Genomic DNA, 19,921 nt, shown 5'->3' with positions numbered 1-19,921 from the left:
AACTAAAATTTTATAACTCTTCAACTAAGTCAGATTGATTTCTAAAAACCAATTTGTCATCAAAAGCATCTAATAAAATAATGCTATCAATTGTAATTTTTCCTGATAAAATCTCTTTAGAAAGTTGATTCAACACCTCTTTCTGAATGACTCTTTTTACAGGTCTTGCTCCAAATTCTGGCTGATATCCTTTTTTAGCCAAATAACTAATTGCCTCATCTGTTGCATCTAATGTAATGTCTTGTTTGCCAATCATTTTCTTTAAATGTTCAATTTGTAATTTTACAATTTGAAAGATATCCTTTTCATTTAAAGGCGTAAACATAATTACATCATCAATTCTGTTTAAGAATTCTGGCCTTACAGATTGTTTCAATAAACCCATTACTTCAATTTTTGCAACTTCTGTAACTGCTTCTAAATCTGCTTTTGGATCTGCGAACTTTTCTTGAATAATATGGCTTCCCATATTCGATGTCATAATAATAATCGTGTTTTTAAAATCTGCAACTCTACCTTTATTGTCTGTTAATCTACCTTCATCTAAAACTTGCAACAACACATTAAAAGTATCTGGATGCGCTTTTTCAATTTCATCTAATAAGACTACAGAATATGGTCTTCTTCTTACAGCTTCTGTTAATTGCCCACCTTCATCATACCCCACATAACCTGGAGGTGCACCAACTAATCTACTTACAGAATGTTTTTCTTGATATTCACTCATGTCAATCCTGGTCATCGCATTTTCATCATCAAACATATATTCTGCTAATGCTTTTGCCAACTCCGTTTTTCCAACTCCTGTGGTTCCTAAAAATAGGAAACTCCCAATAGGTTTATTTGGGTTTTGCAAACCAGCTCTAGATCTTCTAACAGCATCAGAAACTGCAACAATCGCTTCTTCTTGACCCACAACTCTTTTATGAATTTGATGTTCTAGTTTCAATAATTTTTCTCGTTCAGATTGAATCATTTTAGTTACAGGAACACCTGTCCATTTTGCAACAACTTCTGCAATATCATCTAAAGTTACTTCCTCTTTTATCAAGGATTTTTCAGATTGATTTTCTGCCAAAACTTTCTGAAAACCTTCTAAATCTTCCTGTGCTTTTTTAATTTTTCCATATCTAATTTCTGCTACTTTTCCATAATCTCCTTCACGTTCTGCTTTTTCAGCTTCAATTTTAAAATCTTCAATAGCTGCTTTTGCATTCTGAATATTATCAACAACTTCTTTTTCAGATTTCCATTTTGCATTCATTTCATTGCGTTCTTCTTTTAGATTTGCCAAATCAGAACGTAAAGATTTTAATTTAACTTCGTCATTTTCACGTTTAATCGCTTCAATTTCGATTTCTAATTGCATCACTTTTCTATCTAAAACATCTAATTCTTCTGGTTTAGAATTGATTTCCATTCGCAATTTAGCCATAGCTTCATCCATTAAATCAATGGCTTTATCTGGTAAAAAACGGTTTGTAATATATCTCTGAGACAATTCTACAGCACCAATAATAGCTTCATCTTTAATACGAACTTTATGATGTGTTTCGTACTTTTCTTTAATACCTCTTAAAATAGAAATAGCACTTTCTGTATCTGGCTCATTTACTTGCACTTTTTGGAAACGTCTTTCTAAAGCTTTGTCTTTTTCAAAATATTTTTGATATTCATCTAAAGTAGTTGCTCCAATTGCACGTAATTCTCCACGAGCCAAAGCAGGTTTTAAAATATTGGCTGCATCCATGGCACCTTGTCCACCTCCAGCACCAACTAATGTATGAATTTCATCAATAAAAAGTACAATATCTCCTTCTGCATTGGTAACTTCTTTGATGACTGCCTTTAAACGCTCCTCAAATTCCCCTTTGTATTTTGCACCTGCAATTAGTGCACCCATATCCAAAGAAAAAATTAATTTGTCTTTTAGATTTTCTGGGACATCACCATCTACAATTCTATGTGCTAAACCTTCTGCAATCGCAGTTTTACCAGTTCCTGGTTCACCTACTAAAATTGGGTTATTTTTTGTTCTACGAGATAAAATCTGTAACAATCTACGGATTTCTTCATCTCTACCAATTACTGGATCTAATTTTCCGTTTTTGGCTAAATCATTTAAATTTTTAGCAAATTTATTTAAAGAATTATAGGTTTCTTCTTGCGATTGAGAAGTTACTCGTTCGCCTTTTCTTAATTCATCAATAGCTGCATTTAGATGCTTTTCTGTTACTCCTTGATCTTTTAAAACCTGAGCAATATTGCTTTTCGATTTAAAAATAGCTAGAATTAAATGCTCGATTGAAACATAATCATCTTTCATGTTTTTTGCAATCACAGAAGCCTCAGTTAACGTTTTACCTGCTTCTCTAGAAATCATTAATTCTGCTCCAGAAACTTTTGGAAGACTTTCTAATTGCTTATCAACAATTTGATTTACAATATCAATATTGATGTTTAATTTCTTTAATAAAAAAGGCAATACATTTTCGTCTACTTGTGTTAGTGCTTTGAAAATATGTTCGTTTTCTATTTGATTATGACCAAAACTTTGCGCAATTTGCTGCGCCATTTGTATGGTTTCTTGCGATTTTGTGGTATAATTACTAAAATTCATTTTCTTTATGTTTTAGCAAGGGATTTAAACCCCTTGTTGTTAGTCTATATTTCTTTTACAATCGATAAATGTCAATTATAATACCAATTGATATTTACAGTTAAAAGAAGTCAAATTGTCTTGTTAAGTACTATTTTTACTGACTTTTTGACTGGTTAAAGTTTCTTATATTTGCATCATCAAATTATAAAAAATAGAAAATGGGTATATTTAATAACATGTTTGGAGGTAATAAGGATGAAAAATCAAAAGAGAAAAAAAAGTCATACTTAAATTGGATTCCTTTAACATCTTTAGAGCAGTTAGAAGAAATTAAAGAACAATCTAAAACAAATGCAGTTTTAATTTTTAAACATTCTACACGATGTGGAATTAGTAAAATGGTGATTAAGCAGTTTGAAAATTTGTTCGAGGAAGAGCATCAAAACTTAAAAGTGTATTATTTAGATTTATTAAATTACAGAGATATATCTACAGAAATAGGCGAAATGTTTCAAGTTATGCACCAGTCACCACAATTAATTGTGGTTCAAAATGGAGTTTCTGTTCATCATGCATCACATTCTGACATCACAGAAACAAATTTAACAAGATTTGTATAGGATAAACTTGGATTAAACCTTATTTAAGTCTTATTTTTGTATTCTAAATTTTTATACTTTTGGCAGATTTAAAAACTTCAGAACCTATTATCGGAAAAGAATTATATGGATATCAACAAGACGCTCTTACAGAGATTTTTAAACGTTTTGATTCCACTCCACAAGATTATCACTTGTTATATCAACTACCAACAGGAGGTGGAAAAACAGTTATATTCTCTGAAATAGTAAGACGTTATATTCAAAAATTTAACAAAAAAGTACTTGTTTTAACGCACAGAATTGAGTTAAGCAAACAAACTTCTAGAATGTTAAAGGAGTTTGGTGTAAAAAATAAAATAATTAATTCTACTGCAAAATTAGACGATCAAGATGAGTTTAATTGTTTTGTAGCCATGGTGGAAACCTTGAAAAACAGATTGAATGATGATAAACTTGATATTTCTGATATTGGTTTAGTAATTGTGGATGAGGCACATTACAACTCTTTTACAAAGATTTTTAAATTCTTTCACGATTCTTTTATTTTAGGAGTTACTGCAACACCTTTAAGTTCTAACATTAAACTACCAATGTATGAGAACTATCAAGAATTGTTTGTGGGTGAATCTATTCAAGATTTAATTGATAATGATTATTTAGCAAAAGCTAATTTATATTCTTACAATGTTGGGTTAACTTCTTTAGAGGTTGGCGCCAATGGAGATTATACAGTAAAATCTTCTGAAGATTTATATACAAATTCAGACATGCTTTCCAAATTGGTTTCTGCTTATGAAGAAACTGCTAAAGGAAAGAAAACTTTAATTTTTAACAACGGAATTAATACTTCTATTCAAGTATTTCATGCGTTTAAAAAGGCTGGATATCCAATTGCGCATTTAGATAATACCAATACAAAAAAAGAACGAGAGCTTATTTTAAGGTGGTTTCATAAAACACCAGGAGCTATAATTACTTCTGTAAGTATTTTAACCACTGGTTTTGATGAACCAAGTATTGAAGCTATTATCTTAAACAGAGCAACTAAATCGTTAACTCTATATTACCAAATGATTGGTCGTGGTTCTCGTATTTACAACAACGCAAATACTTTTGATGTTATTGATTTAGGTAATAATTTTCACAGATTTGGTCCTTGGGGAGCAGATTTAGATTGGCAGAAAATGTTTAGAGCACCAGATTATTATCTGAATGCTATTTTATCTGACGAAGAAATTGAAAGTACCTTTAGATACGAATTACCAGCTGATGTTAAAAAGGAATTTGCAAAATCTAAGGATACTTATTTCGATATGAAAAAAGTATATATTGATACCATTCGTTCTGGAGAATCTTCTAAACGTGTGTTGGAAAAATCAATAGTTCATCATGCTAAAATGTGTATAGAAAATAGCGAAGATGTTTTTGATGCTTTAATTTTAGCAAAAATGCTAGGAGAGGAGATTGATGATAGAATTAACAGATATGCAAAATGTATTTCTAAAAGTACACATAACTTTGTTACTTGGTTAAAAGACGATTATAGAAAAAAGCTAAATACGTATTTGAGAGAAAACTTTGATGAGGATTTTGAAGAAATTCATGGACATCCTCCTGAAGAATAGTATTTTAAAACCAAAATTAAAAGTGAAAATATTTTTTCACTTTTTTTTTTGATTTGTGTTTTGTATTGATAAATATTTTACATTTGATTTAATTATTAAAGTTTAAATGTTTAATTTTTCTTATTTCAATAGTACTTATTTCTTGGAGGTATATACTTTTAAAGCATTTTATAGATGTAATAAAAAAATAGATAAATCTCCATTTACTATGCTGCAAGAATTGCTGCTTTTTTCTAAGCTGCATGTTGTTTACTTAAAAATATTACAGTGATAAATCCTTATTTAAGGTTGGCTTTTCTATTCTAAATCATTAAGTTTGTTTTAGTTTAGACTTATTTTATCATTTAATTAATTTAAAAAGAATAGTGAATACAAAGTATATAGATTTAATCGAACAAACTTTTCATTTTCCACAAGAGGAATTTAAGACAGAAAACAACAAATTATTTTGGCATGGTATTAATTTAATGGAATTAACAGCTAAATATGGTGCTCCATTAAAATTTACGTATTTACCTAAAATTTCAGAAAATATTAATAAAGCAAAGGGTTGGTTTCAAAATGCTATTGATAAACATAATTATAAAGGAAAATATTTTTATAGTTATTGTACAAAAAGTTCTCATTTTAAACATATTTTAAATGAAGCTTTAAAAAACGATATTCATATAGAAACATCTTCTGCTTTTGATATTGATATTGTAAATAATCTTAAAAAAGAAGGTAAAATAAAAGATGATACTTATGTAATTTGTAATGGTTTTAAAAGAGACCAATACATTAAAAACATTGGAAATTTAATAGAATCTGGCCACAAAAATTGTGTACCTATTATCGATAACTACGAGGAAATGACGTTGCTTCAAAAAGAAACAAAGAAAAAGTTTAAAGTAGGTATTCGAATAGCATCTGAAGAAGAACCAAAATTTGAGTTTTATACTTCTAGATTAGGAATTGGCTATAAAAACATCGTTTCTTTTTACGAAAGAGAAATTGCAAAAAATAAGCAGGTAGACTTAAAAATGTTGCACTTTTTTATCAATACAGGTATTAAAGACAATGCGTATTATTGGAACGAATTGATGAAATGCTTAAAAGTGTACATCAACCTAAAAAAAGTATGCCCAACATTAGATAGTTTAAATATTGGTGGTGGTTTCCCTATAAAAAACTCGCTAGCTTTTGAGTATGATTATGAGTATATGATTGATGAAATTGTGTATCAAATTAAAGAAGCTTGTGAAGATGCAGATGTTGATGTACCTAATATTTATACTGAATTTGGTAGCTTTACTGTAGGTGAATCTGGAGCCGCTATTTATGAAGTTTTATATCAAAAGAAACAAAATGATAGGGAACTTTGGAACATGATTAACTCTTCTTTCATTACAACTTTACCAGATTCTTGGGCAATTAACAAACGTTTTATCATGTTGCCTTTAAATAAATGGAATCTTAAATACGAACGTGTTTTATTAGGTGGTTTAACTTGTGATAGTGATGATTATTACAACTCAGAACAGCACATAAATGGTATTTATTTACCTGTTTATGAAAAAGATAAACCTTTGTATATTGGCTTTTTTAACACAGGTGCATACCAAGAATCTATTGGCGGTTTTGGTGGTTTGCAGCATTGTTTAATTCCACATCCAAAACATCTTATCATTGATAGAGATGAAAATGGAGAACTAGATATTAGGTTATTTAAGGAACAGCAAAAAAGTAGCGAATTGCTATCAATTTTAGGATATTAACAAAAAAATATATAAAAACACCACAACAAAGCAAGGGGTTTAAACTCCTTGTAAAAAAAAAACAAATTTTTAAAAATGGCAACCAATAAAACGTATGCAGGCATTCCACAGGAATTTGGAAACCTATCAACATCAAAAATTGTAATTATTCCTGTTCCTTATGATGGAACAAGTACTTGGCAAAAAGGTTCTGATAAAGGGCCAAAAGCATTTTTAGATGCTTCTGAAAATATGGAACTGTATGATATAGAAACCGATTCTGAAGTTTACAAAGAAGGTGTTTATTTATCTGAACCAGTTACAGAAAATTCTTCTCCAGAAGCAATGGTAGAAGCTGTGCATCAGGAAACAAAAAAGTACATCAACAGAAACAAATTTGTAACTGTTTTTGGTGGTGAGCATTCAATTTCTATTGGAACTATTAGAGCATTTAACGAATGTTTTAGTGATTTAACAGTGTTGCATATAGATGCGCATGCAGATTTACGTAAAGAATATGATGGTTCTAAATGCAACCATGCTTGTGCAGTATATGAAGCAAATTCTACAACTAATTTAGTACAAGTTGGTATTAGAAGCATGGATATTTCTGAAAAAAGAAATATGAATTTAGACAAAGTTTTCTTTGCTCATGACATGGCTGTAAATGAAGGTTGGATGGATGATGTTGTAGATCAATTAAGTACAAACGTATTTATTACCTTCGATTTAGATGCTTTGGATCCATCAATTATGCCATCTACAGGAACTCCAGAACCAGGTGGATTATTCTATTATGAAACTTTAGAATTCTTAAAGACAGTTTTTGAACAAAAAAACGTGGTTGGTTTTGATATGGTTGAATTATGTCCAAACGAAAATGAAAAATCATCGGATTTTTTAGCGGCAAAATTATTCTACAAAATGTTGAGTTATAAGTTTGCTTCTAATGATGATTCTTATGATAATACAGATGATAATACTAATGATAATCCATTCAGCAAATTATCGAAATTTAAAAATGATGATGACGATTTTTAGTCAATTATAAATGATAAAAACAATTGAAAATATAGAATTGCAATATTTAACTATTGATGATTATCAAGAGTTAAAACAAGCAATGATTGAGATTTACACCAGTATGGAAAATACCTATTGGGAAGAATCTCAAATACAATCTTTAATTACAAAATTTCCTGAAGGTCAGATTGTTATAAAAATTAACGGACAATTAGCAGGTTGTGCTTTGTCAATTATGGTTGATTATGACAGTTTTGATGAAACGCATACTTATGAAGATATTACAGGAAATTTTACCTTTAGCACACATGATGCAGAAGGAGATGTTTTATATGGAATAGATGTTTTTATTAAAAAAGAATTTAGAGGTTTACGTTTAGGAAGGCGTTTATACGATTACCGAAAAGAAATTTGTGAAACCCTAAATTTAAAAGGAATTGTTTTTGGAGGTAGAATGCCAAACTATCATAAGTTTGCTGCAGAAATATCACCTAAAGAATATTTAGAACGCGTAAAACGTAAAGAAATTTACGATCCTGTTTTAAATTTCCAGATTTCTAATGATTTTCATCCGTCTAAAATTTTAAAAGGATATTTAGAAGGTGATGCAAATTCGGGCGAATTCGCAGTTCTGTTAGAATGGGATAATATTTATTATCAGAAGAAATCTAAAAAGGCAGCCACTAAAAAAACTGTGGTTCGTTTAGGATTAATTCAATGGCAAATGCGTTTGTACAAAGATTTGGACGAATTGATGGAACAAGCTGAGTTTTTTGTAGATTCTGTATCTGCTTACAGATCGGATTTTGCATTATTTCCTGAGTTTTTTAACGCGCCTTTAATGGCAGAGTTCAATCATTTGCCAGAATCGCAAGCTATTAGAGAGTTGGCGAAATTTACACCAGAAGTGGTAGATCGTTTTTCTAAATTGGCAATTTCTTACAATATCAACATTATTACTGGTAGTATGCCAGAAATTAAAGGAGACTTACTCTATAATGTTGGTTATATTTGTAAAAGAGATGGTACAAAAGAACGCTATGAAAAACTACATGTAACTCCAGATGAAGCAAAAATATGGGGAATGCAAGGTGGAAATGAGTTGAAAACATTCGACACAGATTGTGGTAAAATAGGTGTTTTAATTTGTTACGATTCAGAGTTCCCAGAATTAAGTAGGCTTTTAGCAGATGAAGGTATGGATATTTTATTTATTCCTTTTTTAACAGATACTCAAAATGGCTACTCAAGAGTAAGGCATTGTGCACAAGCAAGAGCTATTGAAAACGAGTGTTATGTGGCAATTGCAGGAAGTGTTGGTAATTTACCAAAAGTAAATAATATGGATATTCAGTATGCGCAATCTATGGTATTTACACCTTGCGACTTTTCTTTTCCAGCAAATGGAATAAAAGCAGAGGCAACCACAAATACAGAAATGATTTTAATTGCTGATGTAGATTTAGACTTATTAAAAGATTTAAATCAGTTTGGAAGTGTACGAAATTTGAAAGACAGACGAACCGATATTTTTAATGTTATGAAAGTATCAAAAAAATAATTATAAATTAAAACGAAGATGTCAGTTCGAGTGATTTTTCTTTTTGAAAAATTGTATCGAGAACATTTTAAAATTTTAATCGAAAACAAAAAACATGAGTAAACCAATTACAAATTTTATTGAAAAGTACTTTTTACACTTTAATGCAGCAGCTTTGGTTGATGCAGCAAAAGGGTATGAAGAACAGCTAAAAAAAGGAAACAAAATGTTAGTTTCTTTAGCTGGTGCTATGAGTACAGCAGAATTAGGAAAGATTTTTGCAGAAATGATTCGCAAAGATAAAGTGCAAATTATTTCTTGTACAGGCGCAAATTTAGAAGAAGATGTAATGAATTTAGTAGCACATTCTCATTATAAGAGAGTGCCTAATTATAGAGATTTAACACCTCAAGATGAGTGGGATTTATTAGAGAAAGGCTTAAACAGAGTTACAGACACTTGTATTCCTGAAGAAGAAGCTTTTAGAAGAATTCAAGAACATATTGTGAAAATATGGAAAGATGCAGAAGCAAATGGAGAACGTTATTTGCCACATGAATACATGTACAAATTATTGTTATCTGGAGTTTTAGAGCAGTATTATGAAATAGATATCAAAGATTCTTGGATGTATGCAGCAGCAGAAAAAAACCTACCCATAATTTGTCCAGGTTGGGAAGATTCTACAATGGGTAACATTTTTGCTTCGTATGTAATGAAAGGTGAGTTGAAAGCAACTACCATGAAATCAGGAATTGAATACATGACATTTTTAGCTGATTGGTATACAGAGAATTCTCAAAATGGAATTGGATTTTTCCAAATAGGAGGAGGAATTGCAGGAGATTTCCCAATTTGTGTAGTACCAATGTTATACCAAGATATGGAAAGAACAGATACACCTTTTTGGAGTTATTTCTGTCAGATTTCAGATTCTACTACAAGTTATGGTTCGTATTCAGGAGCAGTTCCTAACGAAAAAATTACTTGGGGAAAATTAGATATTAACACACCAAAGTTTATCATTGAAAGTGATGCAACTATTGTAGCACCTTTAATATTTGCTTACCTTTTAGAAATGTAATTGCTGTCTGTTCGAGCGCAGTCGAGAACTTATTTAACTATAAGTTTTTAAAAAGACCTTTCGACTGCGCTCAAGGAGACACAGAAAAATATAAAAAAATGAAAAGAATAATCGTAGAATACGCAAAATTAACAACGGACATATTAGATATGTTAATTGAAAAATATCCTGATGGATATGATTATAGTGATGTTATCTCCTTTAAAAACGCAAAAGGTGATACTGTAAAAGCTATAGAAGTTAAAACTGAAGACACTATTTACTTAGTAAAAATTAGTGAGCGTTTAGAAAACGCTATGGAAGAATATGCAGATGATGAAGACTTCTTTGAAGATAATGACGATTTTGATGCAAATTTACCTGATGAGGATGATGAAGACTAAATCATCATAAATATGATATATAAAAATAGCTCTGAATTTTCAGAGCTATTTTTTTTTGATTCAAATTATTCCAAAACAATAGAATTGTATCTTTCTATCGCTTTTTGTAAACTTTTGGAAAGTGATTTTAACCAATTTAAATGATTCGAGATTAAATAGGCTTCTTGAAGTTGATGCAACGTTTCTGTATCTAATTTCGTATTCCCTTTTTTAATATTTTCATCTCTTAAATTTGATAGTTTTTTATAAGTATCAAATAAATTATCTCGTGCATTTTCATTTTTTGCTGTGTAAGCATCTTCATCAATTTGATTGTTTTCTAAAATATCAGCAGACAGCTGTAAATTTTCATAAATCTTATTAATTAGTTTTTTAAAATCTTCTGATGCTGGTGTTGTTTTATGATTGATGATAAAATTACCAATAGCTGCTATTGCAGAAATCATAGTTTGATTGATGGTAACAATCTCATAAATTAATTGGTATTCTTTTTGTTTTGATTTAGGATCTTGAGTCAATCTCTGAAAAGAAGCGTTTAAATTACTCACTGCAAGAAAGTCTTCTTTTCTCGCTAAATTATAAGAAAACTTTTGTGCTGTTGCATCTTCATACAATACCTGAGTTGCTAAAAGGTATTTCTTGTTCATTTGCACAGCATTTAAAAGAACCTGTCTTAAATTATCAGCTTCCCAAGTTGGTAGAATTAAATAGTTGGCAACCAAAGCAATAATAGCTCCAATAACCGTATCTAAAATTCGATATTGAATTACTTCAAAAGCATTTGGATTAATTAATGAATACAAAAAAATGATACTAATAGTTACAAATACAGCAGCAGATTTATAGTTTTGTTGAATTAAAGAAAAAGATAAAATCAACGAAATAAAAGCTAAAACACCATATACTATTTCATTTTGAGTGAGTAAAACAATACAAACAGCAATTAAAGCACCAATAAAAGTGCCAATAACCCTATCTTTTGAACGCTCTTTTGTCAAACCATAATTGGGTCTCATAATTACAACTACAGTTAACATAATCCAATAAGCATTTTGGATTTCGAACGTAAAACCTAATAGATACGTAAAGAGAATTGCAATGGTAAATCGAAGAGAATGTCTAAACATTTTGGAATTTAGGCTCAAGTTTTGTGTTAAAACATTCCATCTATATTCTTGCAGTGTTAAAAACTGACTTGAATCTTCTCTTTTTAAAGATATCTTAGAAGCATCATGAACATTTGCCATCAATCTTCTTATCGTTCTAATTTCTTGTAATAATTGCTCTTGATAATCGTATAAGTTTTTTAAGATTAATGCTCCTTCTCTTGCTTCAGGTAATTTAAAAGTATCAATATAATTTAAAATGGAGTCGTTTGCTTTTGATAAGGCAATTAATAAGGGTTCTTTATTTGGTATTTTTTTATTTTGAAGTAATAAATCTGATAATAGAATCAGATGGTTTCCCATAATTTTATTCAAATTTTTTGAAGCTTCTAAGTAGTTTTTACGATCTCCAAAAATTTCATCAATCAAATTATAATCTAAATGTTCTGCTTCTATAAGTTCGAATATTTTAATCGTAGAAACTAAAATAAGCAACTGTTTTTCTTCAAAACGATTTCTTCCAGATCGTTTTCTAGCAGTTAATAATATTTCTCTTAAAACTTCGTGCTTCTCATTAATCTGAATTTGGAGCGCCAATTTTTCTTTAAATATTATATCTCTCTTAGTTTTCTTTGTCAATAATTTTGCTCTCAATTTTAAATATGATCCTAAAAGAGAAAGTGTATCTGCTAATAATTGATTTTGTTCCCTTTTTGGAGCCAATTGCTGAATTATAAGCGATACAATTAAATACCAAAAACCACCAATTGCAGTAAAAGCAACTTGGATAAAAATGTCTTGTGTTGTTTCTTTTTGAACTGCAAAAGAAATAACCATAGCTAATAATCCAGAAAAAGAAACTAAAGACGCTCTAAAACCATACACAGCAATAATGGAAACTAAAAATGAAATTAGCACAAGTGCAAATAAAAGAAAAGGTAAAAAAGGCTTTAAAAATAAGATGGTTGCAGTAATCACAGTTGTTAAAGCAATACTAATAAGAATAGCATTAATTTTACGCTTTTTACTTCCAGGAATATCTCCAGAAGAATTTAAAAGTACACCCACAGCAATTGCTGGTGCAAATACAGTATAGCCCAAAAAATATAAGATTGCAAAAGGAATTGCAATAGCGATGCCCAATTTAATTCCTCTATCGAAATCAGTTTTTTTTAGAAATTGTCTTAATTCTATAAATTTGTTTTTCAACGTGTTCTGCAATTAGTCTGCAAAGTTAAGGTAATTGATGAGGATGGAGTACTCTTTTTAAAAACTTACTATTTCAAAGTAATGTAGAATTAAGTTTTTTTATAAGTATTTAATTAAATAGTCTATTTTGTTATATTTTAAATCAAGACACATTTTATTGATTAGAGAATCCTTTTGTTTTATGGTTTGACTAAACAAAGAAGCTTGGAAGATTGATAAAATATAATTGATAAATATTTCTTTTTCCTAATTGTTTACAGCATAAAATATAATAACTTTTATTATAGATAATCTAAATATAAAATAGGAATTACAAATTTTTAATTCCTATTTCTCTGTTTTTAAAAGGATAAATTATAAGTTAAATTAAAAAAATATTATTTAATTTTTGTCATTTTCTCAATCTTACAAATTAAATCTCCAGCTTTTAATTTTTCTTTTGATTGTGTTATAAAGACCAATTTTCCAGCATGTAAACTTTCAAACTCTAAAGTAATCGAGTTGCTTTCAAGTTCACAAATAAGTTGATTTTTATCAATATAATCGCCAACTTTTACAAACCATTTAGAAATAGTAAAGGTTTTATTTTGTATGTCAGGAATTTGAATAGCAGTTGTACTGCATTCATTAAAAGGAATCTCAAAAACATCGTTTTTTACAATTTTATTCCTTTTTTTGTTGAATCGTAAGCAATTTAATACTCTTTTTAGTGAATTCATTTTAAAACTAAAATTATTAGTAGCGCTAAAATCTTTATTAATCTTATTGAATTATAATATTTCAAAACAACAAACTTCTTGTTTGTAGTTTTATTTAAATCTCATTTTTTCTATTTATCATATATTTTTAAGATTTAAAATTTTCAAATTAATTTCCACCTAACCAGACATCATATTCTTTGATAGAGTAGTAGGTTGTGGTTGTTCCTGAGGCATCTTTATGTTCCGAAATTCTGGTTTTTGAATCTTTCATCTTTTTGTCAATCCATTTTTTATGATCTAAATAATCTTTTTCAGAATAAAAATCATCTGGTTCTTGTATATCATCTTTGGTAATATGATGTTCTTGAATTCGATAACTCCAATTTAAATTTCTACTATTTTCAGGAAAAGGTTTTTCTTTTTTGGGTTTAAAAAATGTTACCTCATAAAATGTAGTAAAATCGCCAATGGCACAGACTACTTGGCATTTAGACACATCTTTTGGGAAGTACCAAATTTTAAGGTAATAAAGTTCTCCTAATTCGTCTAATTGCATTTTCCAATGCTTGTAAATTTCAAAAATTCCGTTTATAATTTTGTTTCTAGTTTTTCCTTTTGGTGGGGTAAATTCAGTATTTAAAACAGCAATATTACCAAATGGTGGAATCCAAACTTTTATATAATCTCTTTGTTTATTTTTTAAATAATCAATATCTAATACTTTGTTTTGAGCAACCCAAAGATCTATATCTTTCCAAATTCTTTTATGACCTCTAATTTTTTTGTAGCGTATCAAATTCTATAGTTCTTAATTAATTTCTCAATGGTTTTTTATTGAATTTTTGAAAATCAATAAATTAAATTATCTATGACATTCATATTTTGCCTTGTAATAAATTTATCCAAACTATCAACTATAATTCAATTTTAAAGCTTAAAAATATCAATTTAAGTTTGGTTTATTTGGTTAACAAGATAAGTTTTTTTAACAATTGCTTTTAAAAAAATAATAATTAATTCAATTTAAAATTCAGAAGAATAATAATTAAAAATTCCCATAATTTTAGTTAAAAATCATGGGAATTATAGTTTTAAAGAAACATCTTATAAGGCAATAAATATAAGTTACATCATAATTTTTTTGATAGTTTCTACAAGTTCTTTAGGTTTTTCTAAACTTACAAAATAACCACAATCATGAATCATATAGGTATCCTTAGTTTTAAGTATTTTTTGTGTGTTTTCTAATTCTGAATATTGACTGTATGGATCAAAATCTCCTAGTATAAAATATACATTAGCGTCTAAATTCTTTAGAACTCTTAACCATCTTAAAGATGAATTTTGAATTTCTGAAGACCAATAACTTGCAAAATTAAACGTTTTTAAGCCATCATTATGTTTTAATAATTCCCAAGAAGTTACTAAAGTGGCTTCACTAACTGCAGTTGGATCGTAAAAATGTTGTAAAATATATTTTTTATACAGCCCATAAGAGCTAGACATTTTTAAAAATATCGACGAAACTAATTTCGCAAATTCTTCTTGTTTTTCGATGTTAAGATTAGCTTCTAAATATAAACTTACATTAAGTAAAAAAATATTTTTTATATGAATATTAATTGAATTGGTTTCTATGATGTTTAATACTTCGCACATGATACTAGAACCAAAACCTTGTGTAACTATAGATAACTTATCGACCTTTAAAGCAGCCAAAAGATTTATTAAAACTTCTGCTTGATTTACCATAGAAAAATAAAATTTAGTTGGTTTTGACGATAAGCCAAAACCAACTAAATCTGGTATAATTACTCTATAGTTTTCTTTTAAATCGTTAATTATTTTATGATAATCATAAGAACTAGATCCATAACCAGAAATTATTAATATGGTTTCTTTTTCAAATTCTCCTGTATCTATATACGATATTTGTAGCCCTAAAACTGTTTTCTTTTGATGTAAACTACTCCAATTTAAAAAATTCATTTGTATTAATAGATTGTTTGGAGGGTTTTTAAATGGTTGTAAACATTTTTGTCCATTTCTTTAAGAACCATCGTTATCCATTGCATAGCATTGGTTTCTAATACATAACATTTTGAGTTTTCAACAATTTCAACATTATTATGTGTATTAGATGCCACGTACAATAAAATATTTTTTAGATTTTCAAGATTATCTTTTCGCCAAAATATTTTAACTGGAATTTTTGTTTCTTTAATAGCATGCAACCATCTATGACAGTATAAAAAACTTTCTTCGTTATAAGAACAAAGCACTAAGATATCTTTTTGACCTTGTTTGCTATTAAACCTTGTCCAAATCTCCTTAATTTTAGATTTATCTTTATATTTATCATAATCATTAGAGCCTTCATAAAAAAGTTGCTCTTTATAATTCATAATAATCTCTTTATACTTTATTAATTTATTATTTTTAATAAGAGCAGAGATGGTATTAATATCCATATACTTTTCATAGTTTGAACTATTACAAACAAGGAGTTTCTGAATGTCAAAAGGAATTAAATGAGAATTTTTTCTGTATAAAATTTCTTTAGCAATATTAGTTCCAAAACCGTCAGATAATATGGTAAATCTTTTTAGTTTTAATGTTTTCCATAATTCTATACAAACATTTGCTTGGTCTATTAAAGAATAACAAAAAGTATCAGGTAAATCTGAAAAGCCAAAGCCAAAATGATCGTGAATTATCACTCTATAATAATCGCTTAAAAAAGGAATTATTTTGTGATAATCATAAGACGTAGTTGGGAATCCGTTAATAATTACTAGAGTTTCTTTATTAGAGAATATATCTCCAGTATCTATGACAAATAAGTTATTGTTTTTAACTTTTATAAGTTTGCCATAACTTTTCCATTCTGTTGAAGTCATTTCTTGGGGGAATTAAATTTATATACTCAAAATTACTGTTTTTTTTTCGATTTATTTCAAATTAATAATTATTTAACAAAAAAAAAGTTGTAATTGCTTTGTTATAAGCATTCTATAATTAAACTATTTTTAATGATAAACACATCATTTAAAATATTAAATTTGATACTTAATTATATTTAGTTTTTGCATTATATAGACGTCATATTACCCATACCTATTCAGAAAACTTTTACGTATTCTGTTACCAATGAAGAAGCAAACTTTCTAAAAGAAGGCATGCGTGTTGCAGTTTCCTTTGGTAAAACTAAAATGTTTACAGGGCTGGTTTTTAAAATACATGAAAACGCACCAACTTTATACGAAGCCAAAGAAATTCATCAAATTTTAGATGAACAGCCACTGGTAAATCCTATTCAATTAAAACATTGGCAGTGGATTTCTACCTATTATATGTGTTCTTTGGGTGATGTTTTTAGAGCCTCTTTACCCTCTGCTTTTTTATTGGAAAGCGAAACAATTGTTTATAAAAACGAAGCTTTTAGTAACGAAGATATTTTAGAAGACGACGAATTTTTGATTTTTGAAGCGTTGCAACATCAATCTCAATTAACAATTCATCAAGTTGTAGATATTCTTGGTAAGAAAAAAGTAATGCCAACAGTCAATGAGTTGATAAAAAAATCTGCTATTTATATTAAAGAGCAAATTTACGAACAGTACAAACCAAAATTAGTAAAATACGTTCGTTTGCATGCTTCTTATGCTTCAGATGATTCTTTAAATGCGCTGTTAGAAGAACTTTCTAGAGCAAAGAAACAACGAGATGCAGTATTAACTTTTTTTCAATTATCAACCACAAAAAAACCAATAAAAGCTAAAGAATTAGCAACGAAAGCAAATGTTTCTTCATCAATTTTAAAATCTTTGGTTGATAAAAATATCTTTGAGTTTTATGAAATTCAAACAGATCGAATAAACTTTAAAGGCGATACAAACGATTTAAAACAACTCAACGAATTTCAGCAAACTGCTTTAACAGAAATCAAAGAAACGTTTGCTAAAAATGATGTAACACTTTTGCATGGAATTACAAGTTCTGGTAAAACTGAAGTGTATACAAAGTTAATTCAAGAGGTTTTAGATGCTGGAAAACAAGTGCTTTTTTTATTGCCAGAAATTGCCTTAACAACGCAAATAATAACACGTTTGCAAGTTTATTTTGGTGATCAAATTTCGGTATTTCACTCTAAATATTCTATGAACGAAAGAGTAGAAGTTTGGAACAATGTTTTAGAAAACAAGAGCAAAGCACAGATAATTTTAGGAGCAAGATCGTCTATATTTTTACCATTTAATAATTTAGGTTTAATTGTTGTTGATGAGGAACATGAAACTTCTTACAAACAGTTTGAGCCCTCTCCAAGATATAATGCACGAGATTCCGCCATTGTTTTATCAAAATTACACAACGCAAAAATTCTATTAGGTTCTGCAACTCCTTCTTTAGAAAGTTATTTTAATGCACAACAAAACAAATATGGTTTTGTGGAGTTAAATAGGCGTTTTGGAAATGTGCAACTTCCAAAAATTGAGTTGATTGATGTAAAAGAAAAGCACAGAAAAAAGGAAATGAAAGGTCATTTTTCTGATAGAATGCTTAAATTAATTCAAGAAGCTTTAGATGAAAAAGAGCAAATAATTCTGTTTCAAAACAGACGAGGATATTCGCCTGTGGTTGAGTGTAAAACTTGTGGAGTTGCTCCTCAATGCCCAAATTGTGATGTTTCTTTAACCTATCATAAATTTAAAAACGAATTACGTTGCCATTATTGTAATTATCTACGTGCAATGCCAAACAGTTGTGCAGCTTGTGGTAGCAATACTTTAGATACCAAAGGTTTTGGAACGGAGCAAATTGAATTAGAATTAAAAGCATTATTTCCCGATTTTAAAATTGGTAGAATGGATTTAGACACGACTCGTGGTAAATTTGGTTATCAAAAAATAATTGGTGCTTTTGAAGCCAGAGAAATCGATATTTTGGTAGGTACACAAATGCTCTCTAAAGGATTAGATTTTGAAAATGTTTCTTTAGTGGGGATTTTAAATGCGGATACCATGTTAAATTTTCCTGATTTTAGAGCTCATGAAAGAGCCTACCAAATGATGGTGCAAGTTTCTGGAAGAGCAGGAAGAAGTAAAAAACAAGGAAATGTGGCAATTCAAACCTACAATCCTTATCATAAAATTTTGCAACAGGTTTCGACTACAAATTATGCAGAAATGTATAAAGAGCAGCTGCAAGAACGCTGGCAATACAAATATCCACCTTATTTTAGAACCATAAAAATCACCTTAAAACATAGAGATTTTAATAAAGTTGATACAGGAGTAAATTGGTTATTTAAAGCGTTGTATAATTCTTTTGGAGAACATGTTTTAGGTCCAACAGCTCCTGCAGTTTCTAGAATTCGAAATCAATATATAAAAAATATTGTCATTAAAATTCCACCAAAACAAAGTTTAGCAAACACCAAAAATCAAGTAACTAAAATCAGAAATACATTTGAAGCTGTAAAAGATTTTAGACCTATCAGGTTTATTATTGATGTTGATAATTATTAGTGAAACTCAAATTTTAATAAGTTGCGAAGCAACATATTAAAATTTGCAAGTTGAACTAATCCCGATTTTTATCGGGATCTTTTAGAACGATAAATTTTAGTAAAACACAATTTTAAGAAGTTTTAAAGACGAATAAAAATTGGTAAAATGAACAAATACAGGATTTTATCGGAATCTTTTAGTGCTTTCCAGTAATTTATAGTTTACGAAGTTTTCATATTTTATTCATGATGATTTTTTTAAAAATAAACCTTAAAAAAACATTTTCTTATAAACTTTAAAACAATCCCCATATTCAAATGTATCTACTTCATAAAATATTGAATACATTTATAAAATGAAAATAAGCTTAAAGAATAAAAAAACGGATACTTCTTTATTTACAGTTCCAGAATTTAATTATGGACAAATGCAAAGGTGGGCAGGTGAGGAGCAATTAAAATATTCTTTAGAAATTACCATCGAGACTTTTATCACAAAATTTTCGAACCAGTTTTCTTCTTTTCGTAAAGACGAAATAATAGAAGATGATTGCTTAGATTTAGAAGTATTAATAGCCTATAAAAATGCTGGAAGACCAACTCTAAAACAACTTTTCAGTAGCAATTTATCTTTATTGGCTAACTTAATAATCTATCATCAATATGAAATACTCCACGCAATTATAGGAACATCTTTAGTTGGTAAATTGTTTTATTCCATAAATTCAATTGATAAAGTAGAATTTACAGAAAACAAAATTTATGTAGAAGGAATTTGTTTTAAAGTTGATAGACAATAAT

General features: G+C 28.7%; 15 protein-coding genes. 9 read left to right on the top strand and 6 right to left on the bottom strand.

The annotated features are described in order from the left end of the window. Positions 1-10 precede the first annotated feature (10 nt). Positions 11-2,620 (bottom strand): ATP-dependent chaperone ClpB, encoded by a 2,610-nt coding sequence (gene clpB, locus P161_RS0115580; RefSeq protein WP_026777826.1) that lies wholly within the window; start codon positions 2,618-2,620, stop codon positions 11-13. A gap of 200 nt (positions 2,621-2,820) precedes the next feature. On the opposite strand from clpB, the gene ytxJ reads away from it, so the two are divergent. From ytxJ to P161_RS0115545, 7 genes are all read left to right on the top strand, one after another. Next, positions 2,821-3,222: a bacillithiol system redox-active protein YtxJ gene (gene ytxJ, locus P161_RS0115575; protein ID WP_026777825.1), complete on the top strand. Its 402-nt coding sequence runs from the start codon at positions 2,821-2,823 to the stop codon at positions 3,220-3,222. Between the two features lie 59 nt (positions 3,223-3,281). Then, positions 3,282-4,829, top strand: a complete 1,548-nt coding sequence (locus P161_RS0115570; RefSeq protein ID WP_026777824.1) for a DEAD/DEAH box helicase — start codon at positions 3,282-3,284, stop codon at positions 4,827-4,829. A gap of 365 nt (positions 4,830-5,194) precedes the next feature. Then, entirely contained in the window at positions 5,195-6,586 is a 1,392-nt protein-coding gene (locus P161_RS0115565; protein WP_026777823.1) for an arginine decarboxylase, read from the top strand. 75 nt (positions 6,587-6,661) lie between these two features. Then, on the top strand, positions 6,662-7,606 hold the full coding sequence (gene speB, locus P161_RS0115560) for an agmatinase (RefSeq protein ID WP_026777822.1): 945 nt from the start codon (positions 6,662-6,664) through the stop codon (positions 7,604-7,606). 10 nt (positions 7,607-7,616) lie between these two features. Continuing rightward, on the top strand, positions 7,617-9,149 hold the full coding sequence (locus P161_RS0115555) for a bifunctional GNAT family N-acetyltransferase/carbon-nitrogen hydrolase family protein (RefSeq protein ID WP_026777821.1): 1,533 nt from the start codon (positions 7,617-7,619) through the stop codon (positions 9,147-9,149). A gap of 94 nt (positions 9,150-9,243) precedes the next feature. Further along, complete coding sequence (locus P161_RS0115550; RefSeq protein WP_026777820.1) at positions 9,244-10,212, top strand: deoxyhypusine synthase family protein; 969 nt, start codon at positions 9,244-9,246, stop codon at positions 10,210-10,212. A 98-nt stretch (positions 10,213-10,310) separates the two neighbouring features. After that, complete coding sequence (locus P161_RS0115545) at positions 10,311-10,595, top strand: hypothetical protein (protein ID WP_026777819.1); 285 nt, start codon at positions 10,311-10,313, stop codon at positions 10,593-10,595. A 65-nt stretch (positions 10,596-10,660) separates the two neighbouring features. Here the strand turns inward: P161_RS0115545 and P161_RS0115540 are convergent, their stop codons facing one another. From P161_RS0115540 to P161_RS0115520, 5 genes are all read right to left on the bottom strand, one after another. Beyond that, positions 10,661-12,910, bottom strand: coding sequence for an FUSC family membrane protein (locus P161_RS0115540; protein ID WP_026777818.1), 2,250 nt, complete (start codon positions 12,908-12,910; stop codon positions 10,661-10,663). A 377-nt stretch (positions 12,911-13,287) separates the two neighbouring features. Next, a complete protein-coding gene (locus P161_RS0115535; protein WP_026777817.1) occupies positions 13,288-13,629 on the bottom strand; it encodes a lipoyl domain-containing protein in 342 nt (113 codons plus the stop codon). A gap of 148 nt (positions 13,630-13,777) precedes the next feature. Next, entirely contained in the window at positions 13,778-14,407 is a 630-nt protein-coding gene (locus P161_RS0115530) for a hypothetical protein (RefSeq protein WP_026777816.1), read from the bottom strand. A gap of 329 nt (positions 14,408-14,736) precedes the next feature. Next, positions 14,737-15,600: an alpha/beta hydrolase gene (locus tag P161_RS0115525; protein ID WP_026777815.1), complete on the bottom strand. Its 864-nt coding sequence runs from the start codon at positions 15,598-15,600 to the stop codon at positions 14,737-14,739. A gap of 5 nt (positions 15,601-15,605) precedes the next feature. Beyond that, the gene (locus P161_RS0115520) at positions 15,606-16,511 is read right to left on the bottom strand and encodes an alpha/beta fold hydrolase (RefSeq protein ID WP_026777814.1); all 906 of its coding nucleotides are present in this window, start codon (positions 16,509-16,511) and stop codon (positions 15,606-15,608) included. Between the two features lie 186 nt (positions 16,512-16,697). On the opposite strand from P161_RS0115520, the gene priA reads away from it, so the two are divergent. Together priA and P161_RS0115510 are read left to right on the top strand one after the other, a co-directional pair. Continuing rightward, on the top strand, positions 16,698-19,139 hold the full coding sequence (priA, locus tag P161_RS0115515; protein ID WP_026777813.1) for a primosomal protein N': 2,442 nt from the start codon (positions 16,698-16,700) through the stop codon (positions 19,137-19,139). A gap of 337 nt (positions 19,140-19,476) precedes the next feature. Continuing rightward, the gene (locus P161_RS0115510) at positions 19,477-19,920 is read left to right on the top strand and encodes a hypothetical protein (RefSeq protein ID WP_026777812.1); all 444 of its coding nucleotides are present in this window, start codon (positions 19,477-19,479) and stop codon (positions 19,918-19,920) included. Position 19,921 lies beyond the last annotated feature (1 nt).

This window comes from Polaribacter sp. Hel_I_88 (assembly GCF_000687935.1).
GTDB lineage: Bacteria > Bacteroidota > Bacteroidia > Flavobacteriales > Flavobacteriaceae > Polaribacter.
This window is presented reverse-complemented; position numbering and strand designations above follow the sequence as displayed.

Coding starts and splice junctions, on each gene's coding strand:
- P161_RS0115545 (WP_026777819.1), top strand. CDS start 10,311: ATGAAAAGAATAATCGTAGAATACGCAAAATTAACAACGGACATATTA.
- P161_RS0115525 (WP_026777815.1), bottom strand. CDS start 15,600: ATGAATTTTTTAAATTGGAGTAGTTTACATCAAAAGAAAACAGTTTTA.
- P161_RS0115550 (WP_026777820.1), top strand. CDS start 9,244: ATGAGTAAACCAATTACAAATTTTATTGAAAAGTACTTTTTACACTTT.
- P161_RS0115535 (WP_026777817.1), bottom strand. CDS start 13,629: ATGAATTCACTAAAAAGAGTATTAAATTGCTTACGATTCAACAAAAAA.
- clpB (WP_026777826.1), bottom strand. CDS start 2,620: ATGAATTTTAGTAATTATACCACAAAATCGCAAGAAACCATACAAATG.
- ytxJ (WP_026777825.1), top strand. CDS start 2,821: ATGGGTATATTTAATAACATGTTTGGAGGTAATAAGGATGAAAAATCA.
- speB (WP_026777822.1), top strand. CDS start 6,662: ATGGCAACCAATAAAACGTATGCAGGCATTCCACAGGAATTTGGAAAC.
- P161_RS0115520 (WP_026777814.1), bottom strand. CDS start 16,511: ATGACTTCAACAGAATGGAAAAGTTATGGCAAACTTATAAAAGTTAAA.
- P161_RS0115510 (WP_026777812.1), top strand. CDS start 19,477: ATGAAAATAAGCTTAAAGAATAAAAAAACGGATACTTCTTTATTTACA.
- P161_RS0115555 (WP_026777821.1), top strand. CDS start 7,617: ATGATAAAAACAATTGAAAATATAGAATTGCAATATTTAACTATTGAT.